Origin of the sequence: Nocardia suismassiliense, assembly GCF_900269665.1 — a bacterium.
Taxonomy (GTDB): domain Bacteria; phylum Actinomycetota; class Actinomycetes; order Mycobacteriales; family Mycobacteriaceae; genus Nocardia; species Nocardia suismassiliense.
Genome location: NZ_LT985361.1, coordinates 5628922 through 5655482, shown reverse-complemented (window position 1 = coordinate 5655482; position 26561 = coordinate 5628922). Strand labels below are relative to the sequence as shown.

17 protein-coding genes are annotated in these 26561 nt (G+C 66.2%); 9 read left to right on the top strand and 8 right to left on the bottom strand.

The features are described 5' to 3' along the window. Positions 1 to 37: 37 nt before the first annotated feature. Both DBO33_RS25110 and DBO33_RS25105 read right to left on the bottom strand, forming a co-directional pair. On the bottom strand, positions 38 to 1741 hold the full coding sequence (locus DBO33_RS25110) for an ABC transporter substrate-binding protein (protein ID WP_107657251.1): 1704 nt from the start codon (positions 1739 to 1741) through the stop codon (positions 38 to 40). Continuing rightward, positions 1738 to 3066, bottom strand: a complete 1329-nt coding sequence (locus tag DBO33_RS25105) for an aminotransferase class V-fold PLP-dependent enzyme (protein ID WP_107657250.1) — start codon at positions 3064 to 3066, stop codon at positions 1738 to 1740. The genes DBO33_RS25110 and DBO33_RS25105 overlap by 4 nt, the downstream gene beginning before the upstream one ends. Before the next feature lie 371 nt (positions 3067 to 3437). Here DBO33_RS25105 and add point away from each other — a divergent pair, with 371 nt between their 5' ends. Both add and DBO33_RS25095 read left to right on the top strand, forming a co-directional pair. Further along, complete coding sequence (add, locus tag DBO33_RS25100) at positions 3438 to 4487, top strand: adenosine deaminase (RefSeq protein WP_107657249.1); 1050 nt, start codon at positions 3438 to 3440, stop codon at positions 4485 to 4487. Positions 4488 to 4492: 5 nt separating this feature from the next. After that, complete coding sequence (locus DBO33_RS25095) at positions 4493 to 5791, top strand: ABC1 kinase family protein (protein WP_107657248.1); 1299 nt, start codon at positions 4493 to 4495, stop codon at positions 5789 to 5791. Here the strand turns inward: DBO33_RS25095 and DBO33_RS25090 are convergent. Then, a complete protein-coding gene (locus DBO33_RS25090) occupies positions 5778 to 6431 on the bottom strand; it encodes an NHL repeat-containing protein (RefSeq protein ID WP_107657247.1) in 654 nt (217 codons plus the stop codon). The genes DBO33_RS25095 and DBO33_RS25090 overlap by 14 nt on opposite strands. Before the next feature lie 66 nt (positions 6432 to 6497). Here DBO33_RS25090 and DBO33_RS25085 point away from each other — a divergent pair, with 66 nt between their 5' ends. The 6 genes from DBO33_RS25085 to DBO33_RS25060 all read left to right on the top strand — a co-directional run bounded on the left by DBO33_RS25085 (position 6498) and on the right by DBO33_RS25060 (position 12573). After that, positions 6498 to 7196: a crotonobetainyl-CoA--carnitine CoA-transferase gene (locus tag DBO33_RS25085; RefSeq protein WP_234391020.1), complete on the top strand. Its 699-nt coding sequence runs from the start codon at positions 6498 to 6500 to the stop codon at positions 7194 to 7196. A 33-nt stretch (positions 7197 to 7229) separates the two neighbouring features. After that, the gene (locus DBO33_RS25080) at positions 7230 to 8549 is read left to right on the top strand and encodes an aminotransferase class V-fold PLP-dependent enzyme (RefSeq protein ID WP_107657245.1); all 1320 of its coding nucleotides are present in this window, start codon (positions 7230 to 7232) and stop codon (positions 8547 to 8549) included. Positions 8550 to 8564: 15 nt separating this feature from the next. Beyond that, positions 8565 to 9437 carry a class I SAM-dependent methyltransferase gene (locus DBO33_RS25075; protein WP_107657244.1) on the top strand — a complete coding sequence of 291 codons (873 nt, stop codon included), beginning with the start codon at positions 8565 to 8567 and terminating at the stop codon, positions 9435 to 9437. Between the two features lie 5 nt (positions 9438 to 9442). After that, positions 9443 to 10573: a trans-sulfuration enzyme family protein gene (locus tag DBO33_RS25070; protein ID WP_107660575.1), complete on the top strand. Its 1131-nt coding sequence runs from the start codon at positions 9443 to 9445 to the stop codon at positions 10571 to 10573. Next, a complete protein-coding gene (locus tag DBO33_RS25065) occupies positions 10570 to 11484 on the top strand; it encodes a homocysteine S-methyltransferase family protein (RefSeq protein WP_107657243.1) in 915 nt (304 codons plus the stop codon). The genes DBO33_RS25070 and DBO33_RS25065 overlap by 4 nt, the downstream gene beginning before the upstream one ends. 390 nt (positions 11485 to 11874) lie before the next feature. Further along, the gene (locus tag DBO33_RS25060) at positions 11875 to 12573 is read left to right on the top strand and encodes a winged helix-turn-helix transcriptional regulator (RefSeq protein WP_107657242.1); all 699 of its coding nucleotides are present in this window, start codon (positions 11875 to 11877) and stop codon (positions 12571 to 12573) included. Positions 12574 to 12585: 12 nt separating this feature from the next. Here DBO33_RS25060 and DBO33_RS25055 read toward each other — a convergent pair whose 3' ends face one another. From DBO33_RS25055 to DBO33_RS25035, 5 genes are read right to left on the bottom strand one after another with little or no spacing between them, the layout of a single operon-like run. Then, a complete protein-coding gene (locus DBO33_RS25055) occupies positions 12586 to 13065 on the bottom strand; it encodes an acyl-CoA thioesterase (protein WP_107657241.1) in 480 nt (159 codons plus the stop codon). 3 nt (positions 13066 to 13068) lie between these two features. Continuing rightward, positions 13069 to 18966: a type I polyketide synthase gene (locus DBO33_RS25050; RefSeq protein WP_107657240.1), complete on the bottom strand. Its 5898-nt coding sequence runs from the start codon at positions 18964 to 18966 to the stop codon at positions 13069 to 13071. Positions 18967 to 18969: 3 nt separating this feature from the next. Beyond that, positions 18970 to 20031, bottom strand: a complete 1062-nt coding sequence (locus DBO33_RS25045) for an enediyne biosynthesis protein (RefSeq protein WP_107657239.1) — start codon at positions 20029 to 20031, stop codon at positions 18970 to 18972. Next, positions 20028 to 22007: a CRTAC1 family protein gene (locus DBO33_RS25040; RefSeq protein ID WP_107657238.1), complete on the bottom strand. Its 1980-nt coding sequence runs from the start codon at positions 22005 to 22007 to the stop codon at positions 20028 to 20030. Before DBO33_RS25040 ends, DBO33_RS25045 begins: the two co-directional genes overlap by 4 nt. Continuing rightward, on the bottom strand, positions 22004 to 23026 hold the full coding sequence (locus DBO33_RS25035) for a DUF1702 family protein (protein ID WP_107657237.1): 1023 nt from the start codon (positions 23024 to 23026) through the stop codon (positions 22004 to 22006). The genes DBO33_RS25040 and DBO33_RS25035 overlap by 4 nt, the downstream gene beginning before the upstream one ends. A gap of 1492 nt (positions 23027 to 24518) precedes the next feature. Here DBO33_RS25035 and DBO33_RS25025 point away from each other — a divergent pair. Continuing rightward, on the top strand, positions 24519 to 26165 hold the full coding sequence (locus DBO33_RS25025) for an MFS transporter (protein WP_159080484.1): 1647 nt from the start codon (positions 24519 to 24521) through the stop codon (positions 26163 to 26165). Positions 26166 to 26561 lie beyond the last annotated feature (396 nt).

Genomic DNA, 26561 nt, shown 5'->3' with positions numbered 1-26561 from the left:
CTGCTGTCCTTCACATCCACTGTTCGACCGCGTCCGCTCAACCGGCCGGTGGCACGGTCGGTTCCGTCGAGGGTGGGTCGAGCCGGACGGTGGTCAGGTCGACCGTGAGACCGTGCGTGGGCAACATGGCGGCGGCGCGAACGCGGCGGCCACTCGATTCGCGAGTGGTGGGGACCTGGAACAGCAGCGGCACGATGGGGGCATCGGCCAGCGCGACGCGCTCGGCCTTGCGCCATGCGGCGTCGGCCGATTCGCGGTCCTCGGCGCGGAGTGCTCGTTCGATCAGCGCGTCCACCTCGGGATTGTGGTAGCGGCCGAAGTTGGCGGGCGAGTCGGATTGCAGCAGCGGTTGCAGGAAGACGCGACCGTTGTTGTGCAGCCAGGCCGGCGACCACGAGGCGAGCGCGATATCCCACGCGCCGGACTCCGCCCGGGCCGGGTCGGCCAGGAGATCCAGACACTCGGATTCGGCCAATTCGACTGACTCGACGGTGATTCCGGCCTCGGCCAGGTCGGCGGCGTATCGGCGGGCGACCAGGCGTGCGCGCTCGGTTGCCGGATGGATCGCGGTGATCCGCAGCTCGCCCGGGTGGCCCGCGGCGGCCAGCATTGCCGCGCAGGTGGCAGGGTCGCCGCGATAGTCCGGCGTCGAGTAGGGGTGGAGATCCTGGTGGCCGTCGTTGTTCGGCGGGACGACCGAGCCCGCGATGCGGATGATCGGATCGTCGCCCAGTGCGGCGATCTCCACCGCGATGGCGGCCTTGTCGATCGCGTGGGCGATCGCCTGGCGCACCGGTACCTTCCGCAATGCGCCCGCGGCGTTGGGGCTACGGGTGTTGAACACCAGGTAGGGGTCCAGCGCGAAACCGAGATGGTGTTCGACCGGCGTTGCGGGATCGGCGATTCGGGCGCCCCACGCCAGATCCGCACGGTCCGTTCGGATCCGGTGCGCCACCTCGCCGGCGGTGACCTGTTCGGAGCTGACTTCGACGGCTTCGACTTGCTGACGCCGCACGGGGTCGGACTCCGCGCGCCACACCGGGTTTCGGGTCAGCCGTAGTTCCCGGCCCGGGGTGAAATCGATGGGCCGGTACGGGCCGTTCGACCTTATGTTGCGGCACAGCTCGACACTGCCCGGCACGAACAGGTCGTACTCGACCGGCGCGGGCGAGGCGCAGGGCAACGCCAGCATGTCGATGAAATCCAATGCGGGCCGGGTCAATTCGAAGACTATCGACTCGTCGTCGAGCACCAGCAGACCCGGAATGTCATGGCAGTTCTGGTATTCGGCCAATTCGGGCCCGGTCGGCACGGTACCGGCGAACGCGGCGGCATAGTCGTCGCAGTACTGCGCCATTCCCCTGATGGTGTCGGTGAAACAGGACAGCAACGCACTGCGGCGCAGTGGATTACCCATCCGCTTGAAGCCGCGCACCACGTCATGAGTGGTGACCGGGCGCTCGGGGTTGCTGTCCCAGTACACGCCGGGCCGCAGATGGACCACATAGCTCGTATGGCTCGCGCCCGTTCCGGCGTTGTACATAGACGGCACCGCGGTCGCCAGATCGGGTGTCGGCGCCACGGTCTGCCACGTGCGCAGGTCGGCCTGCGTTCGATAGGTGAACAGCTGCCGGGCGAACAACCGCACGACCCGGTCGATCGGAAACCTCGGGCAGCACACCGGATCCAACTGGTCGAGCGCGCCGGGACCGTACAGGCGCAGGATGGTCGGATCGGTCATGACATCTCCGCGGCCAGCCGGGCCATGATGTCGACGGCCCGCGCTATCTCGTCCTGGTCGTTGAAGATGTGGGTCGTGATGCGTGACGCGTAGTGCTGGTGTGGCGATCCGGCGACGTCGAACTCGGTCCACCTGGTGAAGAGCCGGTACTCGCGCTGGAGCCGCATGGTGTACTCGTGCACCTTCTTCACGTTCCACGCGTCTTCCGGACGCTGGAACGGATGTAAGGCGATCAACGGCGACCGCAGCGTGGGATCCGCGCCGGGGGAGTAGATCGCCTCCCGTCCGAAACGCTCGGCGATGAGTTCGCGCGCGTAGTCGGCGAGCAGCATGATCCTTCGCTCGATCCGAGCCCGGCCGATCTCGTCCCACATTTCGCAAGCCGTGGCGAGCGCGGCTCCGCGGGCGATGCTGGCACTGCCCGCGCTCTGCACGTAGTCGGCGATGTTGTCGCTCTCGATCGAGGTTCGTGTCCGGGGCGGCGGGCTGCCCTTCATCGGATACCAGGTGGAGATGATCGGCCAGAACGTGGGCAGCGGCAGCGGATTGTGTTGCGGGTGAACCTTGTTGCGCATGTAGAGCAATCCGGTACCCAGCGGGCCGCACTGGAACTTGGATCCGGAGCAGGAGATGAAATCCGCGCCGATCGCCCGCATGTCGATATCGAGCATGCCGGGGAGCAGCGCGCCGTCGAGCACCGTGATCAGGCCGTGCCGGTGCGCGAGCTCGCACAGCGCGCGCATCGGCAGCTTGGTGCCGGTGAACAGTGTGATCCCCGCGAAGGCAAGCACTTTCGTGCGCGGGGTGATCGCCGCCTCGAAGAGTTCGATGATCTGCTCGGCGTGCACGTCGTAACCGGTCGGCAGGGTGATCGTGGTGAGCTTGATGCCGAAACGGTTGCGTAGCAGGTTGAAGTTGGACAGCACGGAGTAGCACTCGTGTGTGGTGGTGAGGACCTCGTCGCCGGCGTGCAGATCCAGACCGTGGATGACCCGGGAGACGCCCTCGGTCGCATTGTGGGTTATCACCATCTCGTCCGGATCGACCCCGTAGGCCTTGGCGATGGTGGCGCGGTGGTCCGAATACATGCCCGGCGGATAGACATCGCCGAGACCGCCGGCCCACTGCCGGGTCACCCGGTCCACCGTCTCGAGCACGGCGTGCGGCATCGCGCCGACGGTGCCGGTGTTGAGGTGGATGGCGCCGGGATCCAGCGCGAACAGCCCGCGGATCTCGGACCACTCCGCGCTGCGCAGGTTCGGCGATCGCTCGGCGATCATCGTCGCTGCTCGGTGCCCTGGGATGGGATCGACGGCGCCGTTCATGGGAACCTCTTCCACGATGGGCTCGGCCAGCTCGAGCCGTTCAACTCCGTCGCCGGTCCGCCCGGTCGGCCGACCTTCGGCTGGCCATCGCCTCCGCGCGTGTCCGACGTACAACTAGCTATATGTTACATAAGTTTTCTCCAGATTTTGCGGCTCTTGGCTTTTGCGGCCCCCGGCCGTTCGTAAGCCACTCACGGCGCTGGGGGCTCCGTTTGCGCTCAGTCGGCTGCGGATCCGTTTTCGACCTCGCCTAGATCGCTTCAAAAAGCTATGGTTGATCTCGTGGAGGGCTTCCGAAGCCGAAGTCGGCCTCGTGGCGCACCGTCAGCTCGCTGCCTGACGGAGCCGAGCGCCGGCCCAGTGGTGCCGCGATGAACGGCGACGAGGGTGTGGCGGCCTTGCTCGCGGCGCTGCCGAAGGTGGAATTGCATGTGCACCTGCTGGGTTCGGCGGCGGTGGACACGGTAGCCGAATTGGCCGGAGCCCGACCGGATCTCGGGGTGCCCGCCGACCCGGCCGAACTACGCCGGTACTACCGGTTCACCGATTTCGCGCATTTCATCGAGGTCTACACCGCGGTCAACAGGCTGGTCACCAGCGGTCCTGCGATGGTGCGGCTGGTGACCGGCCTCGGCGACCAGCTGGCGCTGGACAACGTGCGTTATGCCGAGGTGACCGTGACGCCGCTGTCGCATCTGCGCATGGGTATCGCCGCCGCCGAACTCGCCGAGGCGCTGTCGATCGGCCGCCGTCTCGTGGCCGAACGCCATCGCATCCACCTGAATTGGATCTTCGATGTGTCGGCGGACGACGGTATCGCCGGCGCCTTCGCCACGCTGGACTGGCTGCTGCGCTACCAGCCCGACGGAACGGTCGGGTTCGGGCTCGGCGGCCCGGAACTCGGTGCGCCGCGCCGGCTGTTCCACCCCGCGTTCGAGAAGGCAAGGGCCAATGGGCTGCACGCGGTTCCGCACGCGGGGGAGACCTCCGATGCCGGTGAAATCTGGTCTGCCGCCCGTGATCTGGGCGCGGTGCGGATCGGGCACGGTATCCGTGCGGTGGCCAACCCCGGTCTGCTCGCCTATCTGGCGGATCGCAATATCACCCTGGAGGTCTGTCCCTCGTCGAATGTGCGCACCGGTGCGGTGCGCGCGCTCGAGGAGCATCCGTTGCCCGCCTTACTCGCCGCCGGTGTCCCGGTGACGCTCGGCTCCGACGATCCCGCGATGTTCGGCACGTCGCTCACCCGCGAATATCAGCTGTGCCACGACCGGCTCGGCCTTTCGGTTGCCATGCTCGCCGACGTGGTGGCCGCGGGGGTCGACGCGGCCTTCTGTCCGGCGCACGTGGCCAGGGACATTCGCCGTGACCTCGCGCAGGCGCGTCAGCGGTTCGATCGACCGCAGAGAACAGGGAGATGAGGCCGATGCGAACACGATTCGCGCTCACACTGCGCGCGGTGCGCGTCACGGGCACCGTCGTCGCGGTCGGCGTGCCCGCGCTGGCCGGTGGTTCGGTGCGCCGGTTGCGCCACGGCCCCGCTGCTGGCCGGCGGTTTGTCTATCATCGGCTGGTCGCGCTGTTGATGCTGCTCGGACCGACCTTCGTCAAGGCGGGACAGGTGCTCGGTACCCGCCGCGATCTGCTGCCGCCCGCGCTGTGTGACGAGCTGTCGCTGTTGCAGGATTCGGTCGCGCCACTGAATGCAGCGCAGACCGCGGTCGCCTTGGCCGAGGCCTACGGCGCGGAGGTGGATGACGTGTTCGCCTCGGTGGATCCGCGACCGGTCGCGTCCGGCAGTGTGGCGTCGGTGTATCGGGCGCGGTTGTGCTCGGGGCAGGATGTCGCGGTCAAACTGCGCAGGCCCGGTATCGAACGGACCATGTCCGAGGATCTCGCGCTGATCCGGGGCGGGGCGAAGTTCGTCGCGCGGCTGCCGGTTTTTCGCGGCGTGCCGGTCGAGGAAGTCGTCGCGAATATGGCGGGCGCCATCCTCGGGCAGCTCGACTTCGAACGGGAGGCCGACAATCTGCGTCGGCTGCGTAAAAACCTCGCCGAGGTGCCGCGGGTCTGGGTGCCCAAGGTGTATCCGGAGGCCTGTCGGCCGCGGTGCATCGTGATGGAGTTCATCCCGGACCTGGCGGTGGGCACTGCCGATCAGTGTTCGCCGGTCACCCGGCGGCGCTTCGCGGCGTCCGGGATGGCGGCGATGTATCAGATGCTGTTCGTAGACGGCTTCGTGCACTGCGACATGCATCCCGGCAATCTCTACTTCACGCGCAGCGCCCAGGTGGTGGTGCTCGACGCGGGCTTCAGCGTTCAGCTCTCCGACCGGCTGCGGCGCCTGTTCGCCGAGTTCTTCATGAACATGGCGATCGGACGCGGGCGCCATGCCGCCGAGATCGTCATCCGGAGTGCGGCCAGGGTCACCGACGACGCCGATCTCGACGGGTTCACCGTGCGGATGGCGGATCTCGTGGAGCGCAGCCACGGCCAGCCCGCCAGCGAGTTCAGCCTGATCGCCTTCGCCATGGAGATGTTCGACCTGCAGCGCCGCTTCGGCATTCACGCCGCGCCCGAGCTGATCTTCCCGCTGTTGTCGTTGCTGGTGATCGAGGGCACCATCCGGGAACTCGATCCGAACATGGATTTCCAGGAGGCGGCCAAGCCGCAGCTCATGCGCGGCCTGTTCGGTACCGACGGCGGCCGTCCTACGCTCGGTTGACCAGCACCGAGTCGAGTTCGACGGCGCGAAGCGCGCGGGCGGGGAAGTCGCAGTACCAGAGGTGACGGCCGTCCCAGGTCATGCCGGTCGGGTGGCCGGGGACGCGGAACGAGCCGACCTCCGCACCGGTCTGCGTGTTCAGCGCTCGGACCATCGAATCGCCGAAGTCGCCGTGCAGCACCAGGCCATCGACGTAGGTGAGGCCCGAGGGGGACTCGCCGCCCACCGGGTATTCGCGTTCGATCTCCATGGTCGTGTAGTTGCGCAGCTGTACTACGGTCGGCCCGCGCAGGCACATCCACAGCCCCTCCGGGCCGAATTCGATCCCGGTCAGCCTGCCGCTGGCGGGCAGCACCGCCTTCTCGCCGGCGGATTCCCCGGTTTCCGGGTCGATGAGCAGGAGCCGTTTGGGGCGCCCGCCGACCTGGACCAGCCGCGTGCCGTCGTAGCCGAGGTCGGCCCGGACGCGGGCACAGGCCCAGGAGCGCGTGACTGTTCCGTCGGACGGGTCGATGGCGAAGATCGTGCCCGCGTCCTGGTCGGAATGCCACAGCATCGAGCCGTCCCAGGTGAGCCCGCACAGGTAGGCGGTGGGCGCGGGCAGTGTTCTGACGATGGGTGCTGATTCGCAGTAGGTCATCTCGGCCTCTCCTGACCTGGCGGCAATCTAACTTCAAGAATATATTGTGAACTAGAGGTGATGCTGATGGAAGCCGATCTGGCCGATCTTGCGCAGGCGTACGTCGACCGCCACCGGCCCTCGACCGGATACCGGATCGCCGCACCGGCGACCGGCTCGCTCGACTGGGACGAGCACTATTGCCGCCGGGTGGCCGCATACTTCGAGCAGGCCCCGCGACTGGCCTACGACGCCGCCCTCGCGCAGCGCTACGACCGGTTCAAGCGGGAAAACCTTCAGCAGTACCAGGTGGTTGTCGATGCGGGCATCACGGTGCGGCCGTGGCTGGCTGCGGGTCAGCCCTACCGGCGCTCGGCTGAGTTACGTACGTCCGTGCGGAAAGCCGGTGAGCTCTACGTATACCTGACGAGCTCCGGCCATGGTCCGGTGCGCGACAACGAGTTTCACCCGATGCTGGAATCGTCCGGCATCGTGGTCGACGGGGTAGCGCTCAGCCACAACGACGTGTTCCGGGTCGTGCACGACGTCTTCGGGCATGTGCTGTCCGGCCGCGGGTTCTCCGCTCGCGGCGAGTTCGAAGCCGCCTTCTGCCACATGGGGATGTACTCCGCCGATGTTCACCCGGTGCTGTTCACCGAGCAGATCGCCCAGATCTGCTGGTTCTTCTTCGGCCCGCGCGCGCACGAGCGCCGGTACCCGCCGCAGAAGGTGTTCGAGTTCCCCGGTCACTATCTCGCCGAGTTCCGGAAACTGTTCAAACTCTAGGCAAAAGTAGCTTCATTTAGATATGGTGATCTTATGACTGATCTGGTGAGTAGTGGGAAGATCAGCACTTCGACACTGGGGGAGTCGGTCCGGCCGGACTTTCCCATCCTGGAGCGGCGCTTCGGCCCGAATCCGTTGGTCTACCTGGACAATGCGGCCACCTCGCAGAAGCCGCGCGCCGTGCTCGACGCGCTGGTGAATTACTACTGCGACGTCAACAGCAATATCGGCCGGGGCTACTACCAGCTCAGCATGGCGGCCACCGATGCCTATGAAGCGGCGCGCGACAGCATTCGACGCGCGATCAACGCGGAGCACGCCGACGAAGTGGTTTTCACCCCCGGCACGACCGCGGCGGTCAACCTGCTCGCCGATACCTTCGGCCGGTCTGCTGTTTCCGCCGGCGACCAGGTCGTCGTCACCGGTATGGAGCACAACTCCAACATGCTGCCGTGGCGAAGACTGTGCGAGACCACCGGCGCCGAGCTGGTCGTCGTTCCGGTCGGCCCCGAGGGGCGCGTAGCGATCGACCGGTTCGCCGCAGCGCTCGGACCTCGGGTGAAACTCGCCGCCGTCGCGCATGTGTCCAACGTGCTCGGCACGGTGAACCCCGTTCGGGACATGATCGGCGAGGCGCATCGGCACGGCATTCCGGTGCTGGTCGATGGTGCCCAGGCGGTACCGCACCGGCCGGTGGACGTCCGCGACCTCGACGCCGACTTCTACTGCTTCTCCGGGCACAAGATCTACGGTCCGATGGGCATCGGCGTGCTGTACGGCAAGCGGGAGTTGCTGTCCCGGCTCGAGCCCTATCAAGTGGGTGGCGGCACGGTGAAAGGAGTGACCCTCGACGAGCCGGTCGCCTACGTTCCGGTGCCGGCCCGGCTCGAGGCGGGCACGCCGCACATCGCCGGAGCGATCGGGCTGGCCGCGGCGTTCGATTACGTGCAACAGCTCGGGTGGACCGAAATTCAGCGCCACGACGACCTTCTGGTGTACGCCGCGATCGAAGCGCTGGAAAGCATTGCGCGAGTTCGGATTCTCGGTGACCCGGCGGCCCAGCCGAGCGGGATCGTCTCGTTCGTCGTCGACGGCATCCACCCCTACGACGTCGGCGGCCACCTGGATCGGCACGGTGTGGCGGTGCGCAGCGGGGTGCACTGTGCCAACGTCTTCATCGACACCTTCGGCGAAGTCGGCACAGTTCGCCTGTCGTTCGCGGTGTACAACACCGAAGCCGAGATCGATCTGGTCCGGCGCGCACTGGCGACCGTGCAGCCCGGTTTCTGGACCGCGGAGCATCCCACCGAACGGTTCCTGGCGACCGATCCGGCCACCCAGAACCAGCATTGACGGGACAGGTGTGCCATGACGACTGCCGAGTTCGATCCGGTGAGCTTCAAACGGACGCAACGCGCCAACTGGAATGCGATCAGCGCAGGCTGGCTGTCCTGCTCGCACGACTTCGAAACGGGTGGCGCACCGGTGACCGCGCGGTTGCTCGAACTCGGCGGCGTGCGGCCGGGTCTCCGGGTGCTCGACGTCGGTACCGGGACCGGGGAACCGGCGCTGTCCGCCGCCGCCGTCGTCGGCGCGACCGGAGCGGTCACCGGCATCGACCTCGCGCCGGACATGATCAGCCGGGCCCGGGACCGCGCACGCGGTGTGGGCAATGTCGAATTCGCGGTCGGTGACGTCGAATCGCTGTACTTCCCCACCGCGTCGTTCGACGTCGTGCTCAGCCGATGGGGCTTGATGTTCGCGGTCGATCACGTCGAGACGTTCCGGACACTGGCGCGGGTGCTGGTGCCCGGCGGCACACTCGCCGCCGCCGTATGGTCCGCTCCAGGCTCGGCAGCGCCGATGATGTCCCTCGGCTTCCAGGTGATCGCAGGCCGGCTCGAACTACCACCCCCGCCACCGGGGGCGCCCGGGCCGTTCAGCATGGGCGACCCGGCGGAGGTCGGCGCCGAGTTGACCAAGGCCGGTTTCCGCGAGGTCGAGGTGACCTCGTTCCGGGTGCCGTTCGTGCTCGAATCCCCGGAGCGTTTCATCGAATTCAACAAGGTGGTGATTCCACCGGGCCTGAAAACCATGCTGCGGGACAGGTTCGGCAGTGCCGACGATCCGGAGACCTGGGCGGCAGTGGGCCAGGCCGCCGAGCCCTACCGCACGTCCGACGGCAAGGTCGCCCTGCCGAGCGAGGCCTTGCTGCTGCGGGCCGTCGCGCCGATCGGCTGATGATCATGCGCTTCGACACCAGGCTCGTGCACAGCGGGCAGCGGCCGTCGCCCGGCACCGGTGACATCGTGCCGCCGATCCATGTCGCCACCACCTACGATCGCTTCGCGCAGGAACCACTGCGGCACTTCTACTCTCGTGGCGAGAATCCGACCAGGGAAGCGTTGGAAGAATGCCTGGCGTCGCTGGAGGACGCGCGCTGCTGCGCGGTCTTCTCGTCGGGGCAGGCGGCCGCGACCACGATGCTGTCCGTCCTGACGCCCGGGCAGCGAGTGGTCGCCTCCGATGACGTGTACGGCGGAACTTACGCATTGCTCGCGACATTGGGTCGACTCGGGATCCAGGTCGACTATGCGGATCTGACCGATCCGGCGGAGGTGCGGCGTGCGCTGGCGACCGACACCGCGATGGTGTGGGTGGAAACGCCGAGCAACCCGTTGCTGAAGATCACGGACGTGGCGGAGGTCAGCCAGGTGGCCCATGCGCGGGGTGCGGTGGTGGTCGTCGACAACACGTTCGCGAGTCCGGCCCTGCAACGCCCCCTGGCGCTGGGCGCGGATGTAAGCCTTTACAGCACAACCAAATTCATCGCGGGCCACGCCGACGTGCTCGGTGGTGCGCTGGTGTGCGACGACGAGGCGTTGCATGCCGGATTCGTCGAACATCGCACGGTGACCGGCGGCGTACCCGGCGGGCTCGACTGCTATCTGGTGCATCGGGGCGTGAAGACGCTGTCCTTGCGGGTGACTCGCCAGACCGTCACCGCGCGCTCGATCGCCGAGGAGCTGTGCGAACACCCCGCTGTCACTGAGGTTTGTTATCCCGGTCTGCCGTCGCATCCCCAGCATCGCCTGGCCGGCCGGCAGATGTCGGGACCGGGCTCGATCATCAGTTTCCGCTACCGCGGCGATCCCGAAAAACTGATGGCGCGGACGCAGCTGTTCGCCTGCGCGGTGAGCCTCGGCGGCGTGCGATCGCTGATCGAGTGCCCGGCTCTGATGACGCACCGACCGATACCGCGTGCGGTCCGGCACGCGGCCGGCCTCACCGACGACCTGATCCGGCTTTCGATCGGGATCGAGGATCCGGCCGATCTGCTCGAAGATCTGACGACTGCGCTGGAAGGTGACTCATGACGAATTCTGCTGCTACCCAAGGATTCCAGCTGCTCGACGGTGGCAATGCGAGTGAGCTACAACGCGCCGGGTTGCCGGTGCGCCCGCCGTGGTGGACCTCCGCGGCCCTGCTCACGGACGCCAACCGGCGGGTGCTGCAGTCGGTGCACGAGGCGTATCTCGCCGCGGGCGTCCAGGTGATCACGGCGAACACCTTCCGGGCGAACCTGCGTGCCCTGAGCCGGACCAAGCTCGACGACGCGGGCCGGGCGTGGATCGTGCATGCCGCCGTAGGGGTGGCCCAGGCCGCGCGGAAACAGGCCGGTGTGCTCGATGCGCGGATCGCCGGCTCGATCGGACCCGTCGAAGACTGTTATCGACCGGATCTGGTGCCGTCCGACGCGGAACTGCGCGCCGAGCACGGCTGGCTGGTGCGCGAGCTGTCGCGGGCCGGTGTGGACCTGTTCCTCATCGAGACGATGAACAACATTCGAGAAGCCAGAATCGCGCTGGCGCAGGTGCTTTCCGCGGGCGGACGGGCCTGGGTGTCGTTCGTGTGTGCCGATGACGCGACGCTGCTGTCCGGGGAGCCGGTGACCGGTGCGGTGCACGCGGTGTCCCGCGACGGCGCCGAGGCCGTTCTCGTCAACTGCACCTCGCCGCACGGAACGGAAGTTGCGCTGAAAGCGCTGTGCCGCGGCCGGTCGGGGCTGATCGGTGCCTATCCGAATATCGAGGACCGGACCGGCCTGCCCGCCTACGAGCATGTCGATCGCGCCGTGCCGTCGGGGTTGGCCCCCGACGAGTTCGCGGAACTGGTCGCGCGGTGGCGCGCCGACTACGGCTTGGACATCATCGGCGGGTGTTGCGGCACCTCTCCCGACCACCTGGCGGCGGCGAAAAGGTTGTGGAGTACGGCAGTCACGACGTGAGGGTCTGGCCAGAGATCTGGGCCGGATGCGTAGTTGCCCGCTGCGTGGCGTAGCGCAGATTACTATATATTAAGATATTCTTGCAGTAGAGATGTGCTGCGGACTGTCGGGCGACCGTCGATAGGCAGGTCCGCGGCCAGGGCCGAGCGGCTCGGATGAACTCCGGCCGCGCCGGCTGCTTTCCCTCGGCCCCCAGCGCCGAGTCTTATTTCCGGATGGCATGAGTTCCCGCTGAACAGGCTGCGGCCGGTCCTGTGACGCCGGTGCCACACCGTTAGCTCGCTAGGTACTGACTGCCGGGTAGGTTGGCCGCAGCTACCGGAGGGGAACATTTACCGTAGTATCAATGTCACTAGTAAGTTGTAGTGACCTAACATCCGAGGTGCTCACATGGGAACGAAGCGCTACGCGCAGATGTGTGCAGTCGCGGCTGCGCTCGACCTCGTCGGTGAGCGCTGGACCCTGCTGATCATCCGCGATCTGATGACCGGTCCGAAGCGGTACAACCAGCTGCTCGAAGAGACGCTGGTCGGCATCGGACCGAACTTGCTTGCGGCGCGGTTGCAGATGCTCACCGAACACGGAGTAATCCAGCGTGAGTCCGTATCCGGTGACGGCCGTGGTGTGCAATACCGGCTCACGGCCAGCGGCGAAGCGCTGCGACCGGTGATCATCGGGTTGGCGTCGTGGGGTTTGTCGCACATCTCCTCCTACGAGCAGGACGGACTCGTGCGCTCCGAGTGGGGGCGCTTGGCGCTGGAGGCGATGATCACCGTCGGGCCGCCGCCCGACGTCGACGAGTCGTACGAGTTCCGGATCGGCGACGAGGTGTTCCATGTGCTGTGCGAGAACCGCACCGCTCGCGTCGTCGACGGATCCCCGGATGACCCCACGCTTGTCGTCACCGCCGACCCGGAGACGTTCATCCGGATCGGCACCGAGCAACTCGGCATCCTCGACGCGATGCTGTCGGGCAACCTGACGGTCAGCGGTGATTCGACCTCGCTGTCGCGCTGCTTGCGACTGCTCGACCTCGAGCTCACGTCGACGACGCAGGCCGCTGCCGAGGCGCACGCCGACGTCAGCTGATTCGACCATGATTCAGTCGGCGCGGCGGCCGGCGAGCACCCGCACGTCGTTGCCCAGGTGGTCGGGTTCGGCGTAAGGCTCGAGTGCGCGACGCAGACTCTCGGGTACCCGGGTCGGCTCGACCCGGGTTCCGTTGCCGCGCATACAGGCAACTCGTTGCCGACCCCGCGCCACCAGGTGTTCGGTCCCGGTCCGGTCATCGATCTCGAGGTAGGCGAAGGCGAATTCGATCTGCGTCTGGGTGAGGTCGACCAGGGTCATCCGGATGGTGAGGCGTTGGAACGCGGTCAGTTCGGCGAAGTACTCACACTCGCATTTGATGGTGAAAAGCTTGAGGTCCCGGTTGATTTCGTCGAGCACATCGGGCGCGTGCTCCACCAGGAACATCTCCCGGCAGCGACCCTGCCAGCGAAAGTAGTTCACGAAGTAGACGTTGCCGACCAGGTTGGTTTCCTCGAAGCCGACGATGTGGGAAATCTCGTAAGAGCGCACGTATCAACCTTTCTCGGTCACCGAGAACACCACCGGTTGCTGCGGTGTCGGTGACGCCAGGGTGGTGCTGAAGGACCAGACGATGTCGGTGCCGTGCCGCAGGGCCAGCCAGCCGTCGGCCGCGGCACGGTTGTCCAGGGTCAGTCGTGGTCTGGTGACCGTGCCGCCGAGTTTCGTCACCGCTTCGCGTGCGCTCCAGACCCGGGTCGCGGCGGTGGCGAACGACTCGCCGGTGGCCCGGCAGCACAGCTGCGCGAGCGCGACACCCGAATTGCCCAGCAGGCCGGTCCATTGCGCCTGTGTGCGTTCCTGGACCGGTTCGATGTCACAGCCGACCGGGCATGCGGCGACCACGGCGACGGTGAGACCGGCGCCGTGCGAGAAGCTCGCGTGCCCGTCCGGTATCTCCGGCCGCCCGTCGGGCCGGTGCCTGATCACCACCGCGCGCCCGAGTGCGGCGGCCAGCGCGCGCCGGGTTGCTTCGCGGCGGCCCGACATCCGTGGGTTGGTGTCGTCGTCGGCGACCGGTAGCTGCGCCCGTTCGCGCACGATCGCCAACTGAACCGGCGACGGGAGCAGGCTATCGAGCCGCCGTTGTAGATATGGACCGAGCAACTCAGGCACCCATCCGGACGGTGACGCGATCGGTGCCACCGCAGAGAGTTCGAGCGCCTCCCAGAGCGCGACGACTGCGCCGTTCTCGTCGCGCACAACGACGTCGTATATGTACGTCGATTGGTCGTGGGACCGTTCGCGCGCGGCCAGAACGACCGTCCGGACGTCGGGCGCTATCGGAAGGGAAAGCACGCGTGCGACTTTCGACGGCAGCAGTGTCGAGTCGGGCACGCAGACCTGGATGGCGTGCATGAACGCGTCGCGGGCCGCCGGGTCGTCCAGCACCAGCGATTGCGGCAACATCGGGGAGAACCAGCGCTGATCGCCGACGCGAATTCGGGCGACGCATTGCCGGGCGGCCAGCTGATGGTAATCCTCGACCGACCGAAAGATCGGTCCGTGGAACATGATTCGGTCGTAGAAGTCGGTGTCGACCGCCATGCCGAGGCCGGAGGTCGTCGTGGCGGCGGTGTGCGCGAATTCGGCCAGCCGCTGGAGTGGTTCGGTCGCCGAAGTCGAGATGGCAGGGACCACCATGTCGTCGTGCCGGCAGACGCCGCGGAAATGGTCGATCTGAAATGCCGTGGTATTCGACCGGATCGCCACCCGGACGGTGTCGCCCGATCTCAGGGCAGCCACCCGGATCGTCGTGACACCCTCCGGTGCGGCGATGATCGGCCGGAGGAATTCGAGATCGTGCAACTGCACCGGGCGCCGTGCCCCGAACAACGCGGTGGCGGCCTGCGCCATCGCCTCCATTCCCATCACCGCGGGAAACAATGCGTCGCGGGAGAATTGGTGATCGGCGAGATAGGGGTCGGTCGCCGTCGAAATGTCGGCGTCGGCGAGCAACTCGATTCCGGGCACATGCAGGCGCGGACGCTCCAGAAACCGCAGCAGCGGAAGTTCGACCTCGTCGAATCGGATCGTCGGCAAGCCGCCGGTCCTACCGATCGCGACCACACTGGTCGGGCAGGCCGGGGTGCGCAGCAGATCCAGCATGAGCTCGACGCCCACGTCCGTCGGAATCGGCTCGATCCCTTCCCGGACAAGGGAATCCAGCACGCCGAGCCGTTCACCCATCCCGGTGCCTGCCCAGACCGACCATTCGATGGTGAGGCACCGGCAGGCCGGCTGTTCGACGGCGAGGGTATCGATGGCCGAGCGCAACCAGTCGTTGGCGATCGCGTAATGCCCCTCACCGCGCAGCCCGGCCCGGCCGATGATGCTGCCGAAGCCGACGACCAGGCGAAGCTCGGCAGGCCGGAGCGATTCGAGAAGGTTGCGTAGGCCGTCGACCTTGGGCGCGATAGTTCGTGCCATGTGGTCACCGGTCAATGATGCGATCGCCGCGGGGGTGTTGATTCCGGCGCCGTGCAGGATGCCGGTGATCGCACCGAGCTCGCGACGGATCGTGGCGATCGTGTCGGTGACTTGGTTCGGGTCGGTCACGTCGGCGGTGAAATAGTGTGCGGCGATACCGGATTCGCGGAGCCGGGTCATGTTCGTGGCGATGTCGGGATCGTCGGCGGGGCTTCGAGCGATGAGCGCAAGCGCGCATCCGGTCTGCTTCGCCAGCGCGACAGCGCATTCGATGGTGATGCCGCGCACCCCGCCGGTGACCACAACCACGTCACTCGCGCCGAGTGGCAGATCGGCCTCGGCCAGCGGTAGCTCGCGAAGTATCGGTTCGGTTCGGTTGCCCGCCTTGTCGTAGTGGACTTCCCGGAAGGCGGTGGTCGCGGCGATATCAGCGCACGACAGCCGCGCGGCGTGCTCGGGCGCCAGGTCGGGGGCTAGATGGACGACAGTCGTCCGGACGGCGGGGGCCTCCAGATGCACTGTCTTGGCCAGTGCCGCCGCGTCTCGGCCGTCGTCGACCACGACCAAACGAGACCCGGTGTCGATCGCTGATCGAGCCGCGGAAAGCATACGGTCGATGGCGATTTCGGCCGGTTCGGCCGCACCGACCCGCAGCAGCACACCGTCGCCGAGTCGAGCGGTGTCGAGCTGGTGCTGGATGGCCGCGGTGAACCGATCGTCCTGCGGCGCGAACACCCGCCACCGTCCCGGCTCGTCACCACGGTCGGTGACCGGCGGCACGGCGGAGCTGACCAGGTCGATAGTGAACGGCCGCACCCAGATATCGACGCCGGTCAGCTCGTCGGCAGGCTTCGCCGGTGCATCATTGCGCGCCGTGTGCGCGAGGTCATCGATCGCCTCGGCGAGCTGCGCGATCGTCGCGGTGGCGACATTGGTGGTCGGTTCCGGTATTTCGGCGCCGAGCAGCGCGAGCGCGTCCGCGACCAGCTGCGTGATGGTGATGCTGCTCAAATGCAGATCGTCGAGCGGGTGGATCTCGGGGGTGATCTCCTCGATGGGCAGTTCGACGCGTTCGGCGATCAGCCGCTGCAACGTCGGCAAGGACGAGGTGTCGTCAGCCCAGGCCGGGTCGGGTTGATCGGCCACCGCCGGCTGCGCTACCCCGTGCTCGATGGGCTGCGTGCGGGGGAGGAACGAGTCGTTCGGTGCTTGCTCGCAAGGGCTTTCGATGAAAACGAACTGCTTGTCGAGCGAGATCGTCCGATTGAAGCGTTCGGCGGCGAACCCGTCCAGGTCGGGCCGGGCGCCGAGCACATAACAGGCGGCGAGGGTGCGCAGGATCCCGGCGACGGAGTCGCCATCGGTTTCCATTGCGACAGTGGGCATTCCAGGGCAGACATCAGCCGCTAGGGCCGAGAGCGTCGAACCCGGGCCGACCTCGACGAGCAGATCGCAGGTCTGCGCGAGCTGCGACAGCGCGGCGGCGAACTGGACCGGTGCGTGCACCTGGCGCTCGAGCAGATCGGCTACGGCGCAGCCGGGCTCCAGCGGGCTCGCAGTGACGGTCGAGAACAAGCCGGCCCGTTTGACCTTGCCGAGATCGATCTCATCGAGATAGCGGCGGAAGGCGTGGGCGGCGGGCGCGACCAACGGTGAGTGGAACGCATGCGAAACGGGCAGTGTGCGGCAGCGCATTTCGGCTGCGCGCGCGCTCACCAGCACCGCGTCGACCGCGTCGGTGGGCCCGGCGACCACGGTGTGTTTCGGACTGTTGTACCCGGCGATCACCACGGGGCTGCCGTTCAGCAAGGCCGCCACCTGATCAGCGCCCGCGAAAATTGTTGCCATGGTGCCCGGCTCCGCCACGGCAGCGGTCTGCATGGCCTTGCCGCGGAACGCCGCTGTGCGCACCAGCTCGGTTTCATCGAACACACCCGCCCAGTAGAGCGCGGTCAATTCCCCCAGGCTGTGCCCGACGCAGCCGACGACGTGCATGCCGACGGAGTCGAGCAGTCGCAAGCCGGCGAGCGAGGCCGTCACGATGCGCGGTTGCGCCGCCTCGGTGGCCGCACCTTCGGCGTGGACGCCCACCTGCTGGTACAGGTCGGCGATCACGGCGAATCGGCGAGCGGGTGCGCCGCCGTCGCCGTGCCCGGGGGCGCCCTGCCCGGGAAACATCAGCCCGATGCGCGGGGCGGATCCGATTCCCGCACTGAGGAATTGGCCGGAGCCCGGAGCGAACCGGGGCCGTTCACCGGCCACGAGGACGTCGGCCAGTTCGGTCAACCGGTCCGCGGCCTGTCGTTGGCCGGTGGCGCCCACCGCCGCTTTGATCGGTAGTCGCGGATCGATCCGGGTCAACTCGGTGGCGAGATCGCCGAGTTCGGCGAACGAACAACGCTCGGCGAGTGCGGCGACCCTGCGTAGCTCTGCTGCCAGTTCGAGGGGTGTCGCCGCTGACATGACGAACAGTTCCGCATCCTGCGCGCTGCGCGCCAGGCGGGTACTGGCCGCGCGCGACAGCGTGTGCGGTGGCAGTCGGCTCTCCAGCACGACATGGGCGTTGCTGCCGCCGAAACCCAGCGAGGAGACCCCGGCCCGCCGGGGAGCCACGGTGTTCGGGTCGTGCAGTGTCGTGTGCTCATCGTTGGGGTCCGGCCATCCGAATGCGCTGTCGGGCAGCCGAAGTCGATTCTCGACGTCGCTGAGGACCGGATGGGGCCGGTCGGTACCGGTGATCGGCGGAATGGTGCCGTGGTGCACGGCGAGCGTGGTCTTGATCAGCGCCGCGATGCCGGCCGCCGCCTTCGTATGACCGATATTGCCCTTGATCGATCCGATCGCCACCGGTGGCCTGCCCGCACTGCGCGCCGCGACGGCCGTATTGAACACCTCGAGCTCGGTTCGGTCACCGACGACGGTGCCCGCGCCGTGGCCCTCGAGATAGTCGACGGTGTCCACCCCGAATCCCGCCATGCGGTACGCGCGTTCGATGGCGCGCAGGTGGCCGTTGTGTTCGGGCCGGGTGATGCCACCGCGACCGTCCGAGGAGATGCCCCAGCCTGCGATCGTCGCGTATATCCGTGCGCCACGGGCGATCGCGTCCTCCTCGCGCAGCAACACGAGGATGCCGCAGCCCTCGCCCGGCCAGAAGCCGTTCGAACGTTGGTCGTACACGCGCATTTCCGAGGTCGACAGGGCGCCGGTTTTCGCGAAGCCGACCAGTTCGAACGGGTCGATGGAGATGTCGACACCACCGACGATCGCGGCGTCGAGGTGACCGGCGAGCATGGCGTCACCGGCCTGGGCGATCGACAAGAGCGACGACGAGCAGGCGCCGTCGACGGTGAAACCGCCACCGCCGAAATCGAAGTGGTTGCAGACGCGCCCGGCGATCGTATTCGCCAGGCCGCCGGCCAGACTGTCCTCGGTGATCGCCGGGAACGGTGCCTTGTAGTCCGCCTCGTACTCGTCGAGAAAGGCGGCGATCTGCGCCGCGGGCCAGCCTGTGCGATGCAGTGCGCCGGCCAGCGTGCGACGCACATATGGCCACCGCAGCCGCATGCCCGAAGCGCGGGTCATATCGCCGGTGAGCGTATTACCGAGAATGACGCCGGTGCGCTTTCGGTCCAAGCCTTCGCCCGCGGGAAAGCCGGCGTCGTCGAGCGCCGCCGCCGCGGTGTCCAAGGCGAGCCAGTGCACGATGTCGGTGGACCGGAAGGTGTTGGCGGCGACGCGATGTCTGGCCCGATTGAAGGTCCAGCCTTCGATGACCGCCGCATGGGTCGCGTAGTGGCGGTCCGCCGCCGCGGGATCACTCGCGTAGTAGTCGGCCGCGTTCAACCTGGCGGGTGGGATCGGCCGGAATGCGCGTCGGCGGGCCAGGACGTTGTCCCACAGCTGGGCCGGAGTCGCGGCGTCGGGAAATCGGCACGCCATACCGACGATCGCTAGTCGAACCATCGGTCATGCTCGCTGAATCGTGGGGCCGGGGGACAACACCGGCACCCGTTCGGTGCTCTGGCGTTCCGCGGCACGGGCTCTGGCAGCCTTCGTCCAGTGGGCAGCCCAGGCATAGCCGCCCCGGATCGCGCAGACGATCGTGACGGCGAAGAACAAGGTGTAGACGACGTTGAAGACCATCAGCAGTCCGTACACGGTGGCGGCCGATGCGCCGAACATGAACTGGGCTCGGGCCGGGAAGGGCGTCGTGCCGGGGTCGGTGATCATGTAGTTGGTGAACAGGATGAATGCGGTGCCGGTCATCATGCCGAGCGCGGCGACCAGGGCGACGTCGAACAGTGCGTGCCGGACCACGGCCTGAATCACGAACCCACCGAGCCAGCCGATGATCAGCGGAACCCGCCGGACCAGGGTCGCGTTGATCACCGTGCCCGCGACGAGCAGCACCAGCGGGACCGCTATCCGGAACATCGTATTTATGTTCTCGCCGAATTCGTAGGGCGGCGCGATGCTGATCCAGGTGCTGAAGCACAGCAGCGCCACCGTTATCCCGAAGTTGGACGGGTTCAGGAAATGGCGCATCCGCCCGGCGAACGGGGCTTGGAACACATACTTGCTGGTGATCGCCACCGCTACGGCGAACAGGACCGGCCAGAATTGGTTGTTGGCGTAGAGCAGCATATTCACCGCCAAGGCGGTGATGTGCGCCGGTAGCAGGAACTCGTACACACCGCGGGCGCCGCGACCGAGGAATCGCGGTGACGTGCTGTGCGCCCACGCGGTGATCATCTCGAAAACCAGATCGATCACGTAAGCCGACAAGATCGCCAGAATCGGCCACAGCGGTGGCTGTTCGAAACCGAGGATGGTGTAGCCGACAATATTGAGCACGGTCAGCGAGAGGGCGAAATTTCGTAGCGCCAGATATCGCACATCTCTTTTGACCGGTTCGGTGGTCGGCGCGGCACCGTTGGTGGTGGGCGGTGCGATTGCGGTCGCACCGTTGCCGCGGGGTGGTGCGGATGGCTGATCGCGAAGGCTGTGTTTACGGTTGAGCAGAGTCATGGTTTCGTGATCCCCTCGGCGATCTCGGTGGCCGTATCGGTCAGCATCAGCGTGTGCGTGCCGGGCGTGAGCTGGAGTGTCTGGTGATGACGGGCACCGGCGGTGTCGAGCCATTCGATATCGGCCGCGACCGGGGCGCTGGCGGCGCCGAGTCCGAAGTGCACGTCGAAACTGCGTTTGCCGCTGTGACCGCTGCCGCCGTCGAGTTGGCTGCGGGTGGTCCGGCCGTCGGCGGTGCGCACCGTGACGACCGCGTTGTAAGCAGGCTGTCCGGCGACGGTCGCGGGCGTACCGGTGGCCGGCTGCGCCGGTCGATACAGCCGCAATGTCAGCGAGTTACCCAGGTCCGGTGATTGATTCGCGAAGAACGCGGGCGGCCCCCATTGGCGGGCGACCGCGAAATCGAGGGTGCCGGTGCCGGTGGTGTCGCCGATGGCGACCCCGCGCGTGGGTATCTTCGCGTTGGTGCCGACCTGTTCGGTGATGTCGACGTACTTGCCGTTACCACCCTTGGCGAACAGCGCCATCGGGTGCCCGCCCGCGATGTCGTCGCCGGGGGCGACTCGCGGCCACATCACCGGGTCGTGCAGCACGACGTCGTTGGTGGTCGCGAGCTCCTGCAGCCAAGCCCATCGGTTACCGCCGTCGCCTTGGACGAACCCGGAAGTCTGCAGCACGTCGAGGGTGCCGGAGTTGCGCAGATCCGCGGCTTTCATATCCCAGCCCCAGCCCGTCCAAGCCAGTCCGAGCTGTTGGGCCTGTTGCGAGAACGGCGCGCGTCCGGCAGCGAGTTCGCGACGCATGTCGTCGGGCGTGCTCGTATTGTTGCGCCAGACGAAGTTGCTTTCCTGAATGCCCCATGGGGTGGTGATATTGCTGACCACCATGTCGAATTGCCCGCGATCGTACATATCGACGAAATCGACGCCCATACCTTTGAACGAGTCATGCCCGAGCACAAAAGATTTGGGGTCGGTCCAGGTTCGGTTGCCCGTCGCCGTGCTGAATCGGATAGTGCCCGGCGTCGACTGGTTGTACAGCAGATGATCGCGGCCGAAGTCGTTGCCGACATAGAGCTCGGGCAGCAGATCGCCGGTCAGGTCACCCGCGCCGAGCGACAGGGTCCAGCCGGTGCTGTCGCCGAACGGGATCGCGCCCTTCTGCTCGACGTATTCCGGGCGTCCGGCGGCGTCGTTGCCGTTCCATCGATATACGCGCTCGCCCGCGGCGTTCTTCGCGTTCGACAACGAGTCGTTCATGACGACGTCGGGACGCCCGTTCGGGTCGAGGACACCGGAGTTCGGGAAGTAGTTCCCGAAGACGATGTCCGGATGGCCGTCGCCGTCGAAGTCGGCGATCGACACGGAATTGGTGTTCCACTGTTCGCCGTGGTACTGATCGCGCGTGGTCCCCGACGGGATCACCTCGGTCGGTACATATTTCGGCGCCGGATCGGTGGCATCGGCCCGGTGCAGGAACATGATCGGTGTTCGTCCCCAGTAGTAGACGAGGAGATCCATTCCGCCGTCACCGTTGAAATCGCCAGGGGCGCAACCCATCGGCGCCATCGTCGAATCCATCGTGATCGGGTCCGGGCGGAGCACGAATGGCGTGAAGCGGTCGGCCTGAGGTGCGGTCGGGGTGTAGGTCACGATGACCGAGTCGGTCCGGGTGTCGACGATGCACATGCCGTCGGAGCGCCCGTGCCCGACCAGGTCGTTGATGGCAATCGAGGCACCGACCGAGGAGATCCACGAGCGAATGCGGTGATATGCCGGGTTCACCTCGCGCACGGATTTCATCGGCAGCTGGTCGTATCCGGCAGGCATGGCGATCGCCATGGATTCGAGCTTGTAGTCCTGCGCTACGGTGTCCGGATCGTCGGTGGCGACCTGTGCTTGCGCGACGAGGAAAGCGGATGCCAGCAGCACCACCGCGGCGATCGCCGGCGCCAGGGCTCTGATACGAGCGTTCATGATTCGGCCTTTGCGGTTGTTTCCGTGGCTGAAGCGGTCGGGTCGGGAGGTTCGCCGGTCAGGCACCGTTGTCGGATCCGTTGTCGCCAGACCTCATAACCGGCCAGGCCGCCGATCGTCGGCTCCGCGGGCCGCGTCTCGATCGCGATCTTGGATGCGTCATCGACGGGTCTGCCGGTGAAAACTCTTACGGCGGTCACGGTATTCGGCTGCACGATGTGGGCGCGGGCACGGGCTTCGGCGGCAAATGTCGCACCCTGGCCGATGTCTTCGCGATAGGCCGCGGCCTGCTCGCGCAACGTGGCGAGCTCGCCGGCGGTGGCGCCGCCCGCGTAGGTCGCCGCCAGGCCGAGCCCGGCGAACAAGTCCGGCCGCCGGTCCGCCGGGAACTCGCCGATCATCCGGCATGCGGTGACTGGATCGGCGCCTGCGACGAACCACATCGCGCGGCCGATCCCCTGATCGATCGCGTGCGGCACATAGTTCGGGTGCCGGGCCGATACGACGGGCGGGGTGGGATCCACATACTGCTGATTCACGTAGCGATCGGTATGGAAATAGGCCTGGTGGAACCCGTAGCCATCCAGGGCCAGCCACACCAGCACCGGATCGGTCGCCCCGGTCAGCGCCGCTCGGTGCAGTGCACGGGGGAGCCTGGCCAGTGCCCAGCCGACGCCGACGTAGATCATGTAGAGGTGTTCGCCTGCCGCAGTGATGAAGTCGGCTACATGATGGCGGTGGCCGATCGGCAGCGCGTCGCGGATCGCCATCGCCATCCCGGCGCCTTCGAAAGCGAAACCCCTTCGGTCGCTTTCTATTTCGGACAACAACGCCGAAGTCTCGGCCGCCGTGGCACGTTCGGCGCCGACACCGAATCCTTCGATGAACGTCGCCCCGGGTTTCTCCAGGCAGGCTGCGGCGTGTGGATTACGAGCAGGGAAGCCACGAACCTGCAACGAGGCCTGTCGCGCGTCCGGTGTCAAGATCTTCCGGCGGAGCCCACCCAGAGCGGAGACCATCTGAAGCCCTCCTTCGCAGAACCTGTACCCAAGGTTCCCATCCGGCCGCGTCTGGGGCTTCTTCCTCGTTGCTCAATCTATAAAACGGAAGTATTCTACCGACCAGTTGCATAACATGAATCATGGTGGCGAACTGAGCCACCGTCGGGCACTCCGTTCGCCTGCCTCGCTGCATCGGGGCCATGGGGCTTGCGTCGGGGCTACGGGTTAAGGGGGTACTCGGAAGTAATGCAACCGCCACTGCGGATTCGACGGCTGCACTTGCCGAGCGTTCATCCCGCAGTAGAGGGGCCACCGGCATTTTGGTAATGGCGTGCGGCCTTTGCGGCGACACCTGAATGGTTCGACCTCGGTGCCAGAGGCGGCCGGTCAGATCCACCATCAGCGGCAGCGGCCATATTTCCTCGCACTAGCAAAGGCGCTATTTCGTAGTTATCCCGCAGTCGAACGGCTGCGGTAGGTTCACTTCTGCTGTCACCGGCTCAGGCATCCTGGATTGTTATGAGTTTGGGAGAGTTCGTGTCCGACCATATTGCTGACAGCATCAAGTACATGTGGGAAAACTGCGGGCAACAGGTTACCTTGGATGACCTCGCCGACGTCGCAAAATGCAGCAAGTTTTACTTCGTCAGACGGTTTCGCGCCGAAACCAGCTGGTCACCCGCCCGTTTCCTCGCCGCAATCCGTCTGGCGCGAAGCAAGAAACTATTGGCCTCCACCTCGATGAGAGTGTCCGACATCTCGTATGCCGTCTTCTGCTTGAAAAAAAACACGTTCACGTCGAGGTTCACCGAAGCGGTCGGACTGAGTCCGTCGCAGTATCGTCGCTACGTCCGCGGCGAGCAGGTTCCGTTGAAATGGTCCGAGCAGCATGAATGTGGTCGGGAACCCAGCATGCCGTTATTATGCGGCAAACTATCTGATCCGGTGGGAGCGGCACCGAGCCGAAGGTACATGAGCATATTCCCCGCCGCGAACCCACTGACCTCCGCCGCCGCGTTGCTGATCGTCGCCAACCAAGGAGCTTTCAGCTTGAGCTGTGTACCGCCCGGGAAATGGATAGCTCGCGCGATCGCGGTCTCTACAGTTCGCGACGAGAGAAATCGTCGAGTAACCCGAGATGTTCGCACGGGAATCTGCGAGTTCCGACTCCGGAAAAACGATCGACTCGAAATCAGTATCACCCTGACCGAACGCACGATTCGGACCGCGCCATTTTTGCTGGCACTGCCGCAGCTTTGAATACGGCATTCACCGATTTAACTCGAGCAGGCTTGTGAGCCGCGACCGTTCGGCCCGGTCGGCACCGCCTCGATCGGCTCAGCCATGCCGACACGCTATGACCACCGGCGTATCGCCCGGCTTTCGGCTCCTCTGCGGTGCGGCTGTCGCGCCACGCCCCGGCTGTTACTCGTCGTGTCACTGCCGTTTTGGTACGTGGGTTCCGCTTTCATTTCGCCCGCTGCCCATGCGGTAAAGAACGGAGATATCTGTGTGTAGCCAAAGACATTTCGACTCATCGATCGAGCAATCCGACGACGGCCCTCGTCCGGCGCCTATTCGGCGGCGTACCCGCGCCTTCTGGTTCGGGCTCGCCGCAACAACTTTGGGCACCGCGCTGCACTTTCCGATGTACTGGGAGTCCAGGCACATGGGTTATCACATGGCCGACATGCCCATGGATACATCGATGATCGCAGGAATGGTGTTGATCGTCGTCGGTCTCGTCGTTACCGCCTATGGCCTGGTTCCTGTTGGGGCACAGCGTGATCAGGTGGCAAACCTGCGGGTGCGCGCGCTGGATGACGCCCCGATCAATCGCGTGCATGTGATTCTGTTGCTGGTGATGGCCGCGGCGATCACCATCGACGTGATGAAGCCGACCACGCTGGCGTTCGTCGTGCCCGGGGTCGCCGAGGAGTACGGGTTGCGGACCGCGACCAATCCCGGTGGTGGTCTGCCCGCCGCGCTGCTGCCGCTCGCGGGGATCACCGGCACGGTGATCGGCTCGTTCCTCTGGGGTTGGCTCAGCGACAAGATCGGCCGCAAGGCGGCGATTCTGCTGGCCGGGGTGTTCTTCGTGGCCACGTCGGTGTGTGGTGCGATGCCGAGTTTCGAGCTGAATCTGCTGATGTGCCTGATCATGGGCATCAGCGCGGGCGGCATGCTGCCGATCGCGTTCACGCTGCTCGCCGAGACGATTCCGGCCCGGCATCGGGGCTGGCTGATGGTCTTGATCGGTGGCGATATCGCGGGCGCCTACATCATCACCAGTTGGCTCTCGGCCACCGTCGGCGACAGTTACGGCTGGCGGGTGATGTGGCTGATCGGGTTCCCGACCGGCCTGCTGACTATTCTGCTCACCCGATGGATCCCCGAGTCACCGCGTTTCCTGCTGGCGCTGGGCCGCCGCCGGGAGGCAGAGCAGGTGCTGCGGGTCTACAACGCATCGATCACCGAGGTCGAAAACTCCGAACTCACCATCGAATCCGGTGTCAAGGGGGGATACCGTCGTCTGGTGCAGGCGCCGTTCGGTGGGATCACCACCGTCCTGGTGCTGGTCGGTCTCGGCGTCGGCCTGGTCGTCTACGGCTTCCAGCTCTGGCTGCCGACCAACCTGCGCCAACTCGGGTACAGCGGCGTCTCGGCCGATCAGATCCTGCGCGACTCCGCGCTGATCGGCTTCCCCCTCAACTTCCTGGTCGCCTACTGCTACCACCGCTCATCGAAATGGACGATGGTGATACTCAGTGCGCTGCTTGCGGTTTCACTGTTCGGGTTCGTCGCGCTCGGAGATCGCATCGCGGACAACAAGACTCTGCTCTACGCACTACTCATTCCACCGATCTGGGGCGCGAGCTCGGTGGTGGCGGTGCTCGTCGCTTACGGCGCCGAGGTGTATCCGACGCGAATACGTTCCCGCGGCACCGGATTGGCGGCCGGCATGAGCAAGGCGGGCGGCATCATCGTGCTCGCGCTCGTGGTGCTCGCCGTTGCGGCACCGTCGATTTCGATGACCGCGCTCATCAGTGCCGTCCCGATGACCATCGCGGCCGCGGCGGGCATCGCCTTCCTGGTCGAGACGCGCAGGCGCTCACTGGAGGAGATCACCGCCGAGGAACTACGGGCCATCGCGTGATGCGCGCTACGGGTAGACGTGCAGCCAACCGACCGCCAGCAGCCATGTCGCGACACCGCAGAGGGCGACATAAACGATCAGCCAGGGGAGCGCTGAGAGGTACCTTCTCATTCTGTCTCCCGTCCCGACGGCGAGTCAGCTGTGCTTCGAAGAAACTGTCAGATCGTGCACCGAGTGTCACTGCGGCACTCTCGTGGAGCCATATACGTTGCGGTGCCTACGGATTGGACCTCTGCTGAGGGCGGCACGTCGCGATGCCGATCAGGATAGCAAGGGAGGACAGAGCCCACTCCGGATTCAACTTGCCCGGGGGTGCTAGCGCCTGAACGCGGTACTGATCGAGGTTGCCGAGCTGAATGCGAACTCCCCAGTCCCCAACGGGTCCGCTGAGCCGAC

What these genes read in the sequence shown, in the direction of transcription:
- DBO33_RS25110 (WP_107657251.1), bottom strand. Translation starts at nt 1,741, where the DNA reads ATGACCGATCCGACCATCCTGCGCCTGTACGGTCCCGGCGCGCTCGAC.
- DBO33_RS25105 (WP_107657250.1), bottom strand. Translation starts at nt 3,066, where the DNA reads ATGAACGGCGCCGTCGATCCCATCCCAGGGCACCGAGCAGCGACGATG.
- add (WP_107657249.1), top strand. Translation starts at nt 3,438, where the DNA reads ATGAACGGCGACGAGGGTGTGGCGGCCTTGCTCGCGGCGCTGCCGAAG.
- DBO33_RS25095 (WP_107657248.1), top strand. Translation starts at nt 4,493, where the DNA reads ATGCGAACACGATTCGCGCTCACACTGCGCGCGGTGCGCGTCACGGGC.
- DBO33_RS25090 (WP_107657247.1), bottom strand. Translation starts at nt 6,431, where the DNA reads ATGACCTACTGCGAATCAGCACCCATCGTCAGAACACTGCCCGCGCCC.
- DBO33_RS25085 (WP_234391020.1), top strand. Translation starts at nt 6,498, where the DNA reads ATGGAAGCCGATCTGGCCGATCTTGCGCAGGCGTACGTCGACCGCCAC.
- DBO33_RS25080 (WP_107657245.1), top strand. Translation starts at nt 7,230, where the DNA reads ATGACTGATCTGGTGAGTAGTGGGAAGATCAGCACTTCGACACTGGGG.
- DBO33_RS25075 (WP_107657244.1), top strand. Translation starts at nt 8,565, where the DNA reads ATGACGACTGCCGAGTTCGATCCGGTGAGCTTCAAACGGACGCAACGC.
- DBO33_RS25070 (WP_107660575.1), top strand. Translation starts at nt 9,443, where the DNA reads ATGCGCTTCGACACCAGGCTCGTGCACAGCGGGCAGCGGCCGTCGCCC.
- DBO33_RS25065 (WP_107657243.1), top strand. Translation starts at nt 10,570, where the DNA reads ATGACGAATTCTGCTGCTACCCAAGGATTCCAGCTGCTCGACGGTGGC.
- DBO33_RS25060 (WP_107657242.1), top strand. Translation starts at nt 11,875, where the DNA reads ATGGGAACGAAGCGCTACGCGCAGATGTGTGCAGTCGCGGCTGCGCTC.
- DBO33_RS25050 (WP_107657240.1), bottom strand. Translation starts at nt 18,966, where the DNA reads ATGGTTCGACTAGCGATCGTCGGTATGGCGTGCCGATTTCCCGACGCC.
- DBO33_RS25045 (WP_107657239.1), bottom strand. Translation starts at nt 20,031, where the DNA reads ATGACTCTGCTCAACCGTAAACACAGCCTTCGCGATCAGCCATCCGCA.
- DBO33_RS25040 (WP_107657238.1), bottom strand. Translation starts at nt 22,007, where the DNA reads ATGAACGCTCGTATCAGAGCCCTGGCGCCGGCGATCGCCGCGGTGGTG.
- DBO33_RS25035 (WP_107657237.1), bottom strand. Translation starts at nt 23,026, where the DNA reads ATGGTCTCCGCTCTGGGTGGGCTCCGCCGGAAGATCTTGACACCGGAC.